This window comes from Candidatus Schekmanbacteria bacterium (genome assembly GCA_003695725.1).
GTDB lineage: Bacteria > Schekmanbacteria > GWA2-38-11 > GWA2-38-11 > J061 > J061.
Genome location: RFHX01000321.1, coordinates 1 through 3,713, shown reverse-complemented (window position 1 = coordinate 3,713; position 3,713 = coordinate 1). Strand labels below are relative to the sequence as shown.

4 protein-coding genes are annotated in these 3,713 nt (G+C 32.4%); 2 read left to right on the top strand and 2 right to left on the bottom strand.

The genetic code is table 11. The annotated features are described in order from the left end of the window. A partial coding sequence (locus D6734_11930) for a tetratricopeptide repeat protein (GenBank protein RMF92607.1) occupies nucleotides 1–1,653 on the top strand: 1,653 nt, incomplete at its 5' end. A 4-nt stretch (nucleotides 1,654–1,657) separates the two neighbouring features. On the opposite strand, the gene D6734_11925 is transcribed toward D6734_11930, so the two are convergent. Then, nucleotides 1,658–2,245 (bottom strand): hypothetical protein, encoded by a 588-nt coding sequence (locus D6734_11925; protein ID RMF92606.1) that lies wholly within the window; start codon nucleotides 2,243–2,245, stop codon nucleotides 1,658–1,660. Nucleotides 2,246–2,362: 117 nt separating this feature from the next. Next, a complete protein-coding gene (locus D6734_11920; protein RMF92605.1) occupies nucleotides 2,363–3,124 on the bottom strand; it encodes a tRNA1(Val) (adenine(37)-N6)-methyltransferase in 762 nt (253 codons plus the stop codon). Nucleotides 3,125–3,235: 111 nt separating this feature from the next. On the opposite strand from D6734_11920, the gene D6734_11915 reads away from it, so the two are divergent. Next, the coding region (locus D6734_11915) for a TlpA family protein disulfide reductase (protein ID RMF92604.1) at nucleotides 3,236–3,713 on the top strand (478 nt) is incomplete at its 3' end.

Genomic DNA, 3,713 nt, shown 5'->3' with positions numbered 1-3,713 from the left:
TTCTTTTTCAGCATAAATAAAATTGAGGCCTTTGAGACTCTTAAACATTTCTACTCATTGTTTATACTGTATTATGCAATTTCCTATACGCTTTCGATAGAAAGCATAAAAAAGATATTGTCTTATTCTATCCATACAGCCTTTTTAGTTTCCATTATTGCATTGATTCAAACATTTACATCTGAAGGTTTTACCCTGCAGGAAACTGTTACATCGACTTTTGGGCATTCCAACATACTTGCTCAATACCTGATTGCAATTTTTCCTTTTTCATTTTGCAGAAGTATAGAAAAGAATATGAATTATTCATATATTAGTCTCTTTGAAATGCCTGTAATATTTGCTGCATTGATGGTTACCTATTGCAGAGGCGCGTGGTTAGGATTTGGCGCATCTTTAGTTTTAATTTTTCTTGTCATATTGAGGAGAAAGACCCTTTTGGTCAAAGGTTATTCATTTAAACTTTTCATATTTATTACAGTAGGCATTTTTTTGATTAGCATTCCAATTCTTCTAAAGAATCCGGGAGTTATTACCTCTTTGGTTAATTATAAGAAAATTTCGGAAAGTAAGGCTTCAGAGGATATTTCTTATGATGCTGTGAGCAAATCAAAGACCATTAGGCAAAGAAAAGCAATCTGGCAGGCAACATCGCAGATAATATGGGAAAATCCAATTATTGGAATCGGTGTTGGAAATTTTAAGATTCATATACCTAAGTATATGAAGATTAATGAAAATTCAAAAGAAAGGCCTGTGGTTAAATGGGCGCATAATGATTTATTGCAGATTTCTGCGGAAAGTGGGTTGTTGTCAGCGTTCGTTTTCATTTTGATTATAGTAAGGATTTTTGTGAAGTTTTTTTCAGTAAAGAATTTTGAAAAAATAACAATATTGGTTATACCGTGTGGTGCTTCGGCTATTGCCACTTTGGTGCAATCACAAACGAGTTTTAATTTTTATCAAACTCTTCCTTCACTTTTTTTCTTTCTTTCATCTGCTGTCATTGTGAATAGTGAAAAAATGCAATTTGTAGATTTTTCCTCAAAAAAGATGAGATATGAAAGGAGTTTTCTGATTTTCTTTATTGTTTTTATTATGGCTTCAGCTTTATATTTCATCAAACAACCCATTGCTGAGATTTATTATGTGAAGGCTTCCATTTCTATGCAGAAATCAGATTGGGAGAAAAGCAAGTTCTATATCGAGAAATGTTTGAGTCTTAACTCCAAAAAGGGCAAGTATCTCTATTCAGCTGCACTAGCTTCTTTTGCGCTGTCTGATGAATATAAAGCATTTGAATATGCAAAGAGGGCAAAAGGATTGACTCCTTATGTTGTTGATGTTTTAAAACTTTACCTATTTTCATCAAATGAATGCGGCAATTTGGAGTATGACAAAAAGAATTATGATAAGGCAGTTTATTATTATAGGGAATCGGTGAAGACCTTTGATGAACTTTTTACACTTCCTCTTACAATGAAGGAAGAAAAAAATTTTAGAAACCTTGCCTCGATTGCTTACTATAATTTAGGAAATACACTAATGAAAAAGGGAGATTTCAAAGGCGCCCGTTCTGCCTTCGAAAACTCCCTTTCCTTTAATCCTAAATATTTTCCCTCTAAAAAAGCTTTAAAGGAAATAGTTTACTAACAATTTATTTGAGTTTACTTCCGTATAGGCTCTTGTATGGGTTTTTCTTGAATTTTACTTTACCGCTAAGTACTACGTTTCCATCTCTTTCAAGAACGCCATTGTTAGCTTCTTTTGTTATTTTTATCTGTTTTAAAGCAGAAAGGTTGTGTCCTATTATACCTGTGCCTGCTTCCACAGCATCATCAATTTTGTTTGGTTTGAATTCAAAATATGCCTTACCTTTCCCCTTTTTGTCTGTATTGAAAACTCCCGTGCTTACCTCATAATCTTCGCCTTCATCGCCGCCAAGAATAAACCATCCTTCATAATAGCGAGGGTCTTCATAATTGTCTGTGGGCATAATTGTGCGAAGCTTTTTTACTTCCAGCTCCATTGATGCCTTCCCATTTTTACCTTTCTTTGCATCATATTTGATTTTTGCAGTGCCTCTTGTCTTGCCTTTTTTCATTTTGACAACAATTTTCCCTTTTTTGGCTGTCTTGTGTTTCTTCTTTTTGTAGTTAATAGCACTGATCGAGGCAATTGAAAAAACTCCAACAAGAAGAAAAACAAAGAGGGTAAATAACAAATTTCTTTTCCTATATTCCATATCCTTCTCCTTTAATAATATATGTTTAAATGATATTTTTTTATTGTTTCATTGTCAAATGATTTTATATTGTCGGAGTTTTTGAATTTATCTTAAACAGTAAGTTGATGATTTATGTCATATTGATTCTATGCCGTATATTTTTTTCATTTCTTCGCTATAAGTTTTTTCTTTTTCATATACATAGAGCGGTTTTAATACTTTTAGTCCCGGGTTACCCCCTTTTTTTGCTTTAATCAATACCATTACAGCGTCACTATCTTTATTTGAATGAACAAATCTTACAATTTTAGGTTCAAATCTTGACTTTCTTAGTTCAGAGAAAAGTTCACCCAAGCGTCGAGGATGAAAAATCATAAAAAGAGCACCTCCTGCTTTGAGAAGAAAAAAGGATGCTTTTAATATGTCTTTAAGGGTGCACAGGATTTCATGCCGGGCTATTGTTTTTTCTGCATTATTGCTAAGTCTTCCACTTTTTGGCTCACGAAAGGGAGGATTTGACATAACAGCATCAAATTTTTCTGCAGGAAGTATTTTGCCTATTTTTTTTATGTCGCCTTTAATAATATCTATCCTTTTTTCCATACTGTTGAGCTTTACATTTTCTTTTGCCAAATTATATAAAGTTTCCTGTATTTCTATTCCAACGATTTTTGTCTTTTTTGTTTTCGATGATATAAGCAGAGGTATTATTCCGGTGCCTGTTCCAAGATCTACTATATTGTGTGCTTTGAATTTTGATTTAATAAAAAAATCTGCAAGGATAATAGGGTCAAGAGAAAAACGATATCCTTGTTTACTCTGCATAATCGTCAAAGAAGGATTAGAAATCGTATCAACTGTTAAATCTTCCTTATCTTTACTTTTCTTTAAAACCATTTTCTCAAGAATTGAAAAAATTTTATGGAAAAAAGATTAACAAAAAGTAATACTTAGAATAAGTGTAAAAAATAAAAAAGCTTATTCCAAATAATAAATTAGGAGACTCTAATGAAGGTGAAATTAACAATTTTTTTTCTTATTCTTCAAATGCTTTTTATATTTGCAGGGTGTAATAGAGATGAAGGAAAAAAAGAAAATTCAGCGAAAGATGAGTTGGTAAATAGTATAGCGCCGGATTTTTCCCTTAAAGATTTAAATGGTAATGAATTTCGCTTATCTGACCATAATGGGAAAGTCAGAATTATCGATTTTTGGGCAACGTGGTGCCCTCCTTGTCGAATGGAAATACCTGATTTTCAAACACTTCATAATAAATATTCAGAGAAAGGATTTGTAATGATTGGTGTTTCCCTCGATGACAGCAGTGATATTGTTAAGAAATTTGTGAATAAGTATCAGGTAACTTATCCAATCGTTATGGGAAATGAAGAAGTCGTAAATTTATATGGAGGAATCAGAGGTATTCCTACAACCTTCATAGTTGATAAAGATGGCAAAATCTTTAAAAAATATGTTGGTTACAGAG

Bases quoted from the DNA above. Each gene is read 5' to 3' on its own strand.
- D6734_11925 (RMF92606.1), bottom strand. From the start codon at position 2,245: ATGGAATATAGGAAAAGAAATTTGTTATTTACCCTCTTTGTTTTTCTT.
- D6734_11920 (RMF92605.1), bottom strand. From the start codon at position 3,124: ATGGTTTTAAAGAAAAGTAAAGATAAGGAAGATTTAACAGTTGATACG.